Source organism: Acinetobacter sp. YH16051 (assembly GCF_013417135.1).
GTDB classification, from domain to species: Bacteria; Pseudomonadota; Gammaproteobacteria; order Pseudomonadales; family Moraxellaceae; genus Acinetobacter; species Acinetobacter towneri.
This window is the reverse complement of sequence record NZ_VPEN01000123.1, coordinates 1-1,327: the sequence shown is the minus strand read 5'-3', so window position 1 is coordinate 1,327 and position 1,327 is coordinate 1. Positions and strand designations below refer to the sequence as shown.

The 1,327-nt window shown below is 43.0% G+C and carries 1 protein-coding gene; it reads left to right on the top strand.

Annotation, left to right across the window (positions count from 1 at the left end; all coding sequences use genetic code 11):
• Positions 1-397 precede the first annotated feature (397 nt).
• Positions 398-1,327: MobQ family relaxase (gene mobQ / locus FTV41_RS14785; protein ID WP_179996770.1), on the top strand; the 930-nt coding region annotated here is incomplete at its 3' end.

Sequence of the window (1,327 nt, the reverse complement as noted above, 5' to 3'; positions counted from 1 at the left end):
CAGCAGATTTAGTCATAACGGTTAATTTCGGAATATAGAAAACCACTCAAGCATAAGACCCTATGAATTGAAATTCAAGCGGGTAATATGCTATCGTGTTTTTCATGAAATGCGCACTTACGACTTGGATTTCATCCAAGTCAAAGTTTGCGTAAGGGGAATCCCCTTAACCCCAAAAAATTGCTACGCAATTTAAAAAAGCAAAAGGTAAATAAAAATGTATCGGTATAATTTTAGAGAAACTCACCTTTACCTTTGTCCAAATTGCGGACACGAATGCACTTATAAGATGCCTGAACAGATGGCACAACATGCAGAAGAAAGAGAAGTTCAGAACCTAAAAAGAGAATGTGAAAAATGCGGTTATTACGTCCCTGCTAGTCGGAAGTGTTAAGCGATGGCGATTTATCATTGCTCGACCAAAACAGTTAATCGAAGTTCAGGCAGAACTGCTGTTGCATCTATGGCTTATCGTGCAGGTGAAAAGCTCAAAGATGAACGCACAGGGCTGACCCATGACTTTACAAGAAAAGATGGTGTCGCCCATTCAGAAATTATCTCGAATCTCGATATTGAAATTGACCGTAATGACCTTTGGAACTTGGCAGAACAGTCCGAAAACCGCAAAGATGCCCGAACCGCTAGAGAATGGGTAATCGCCCTACCCGATGAATTAGACGCTGATCAACGTAAGGACTTGGCAAAAGACTTTGCCAGGTCCTTAGTTGATCGCTATGACGTAATCGCAGATTTAGCCATCCATGAACCGAGTAAAGGCGGTAATGATAAAAACCATCACGCCCATATCATGCTCACAACCCGAAAAGCCGAATTGAATGCAGACAATAAACTCACTCTGACCACCAAAACCGATATTGAACTCAGTAACGCCAAACGAAAAAGCCTTGGTATGGGGACAACCCAAGACGAAATTAAACAGATTCGGGAAACGTGGGCAAATTTAGCCAATCACGCATTAGAACGAGCAGGCTTTCAGGAAAAAATAGACCACCGCAGCTATGCCGATCAGAATAACGGACTACAAGCCACCATCCATGAAGGCACTAAAGTCACCCAATTACGCAGACAAGGCATAGACACTGAAATCAGCCGTTTTAATGACAATGTGAAACAGCAGAACGCCCAACAGCTTGACCAACAGAAACAGCAGAAAGAGAGCGTTTTACAGCGTGGTTTAAACCGTGTCGATCAAGGTTTTGATCAATGGCAGAAGAACCAAGAAACCAAACGTCTAGAACTGGAACGCCAAGCGGAAATGAAACGACAGCAAGAATTAGATAAACAACGAGCCGAGCAAGCACTCCGC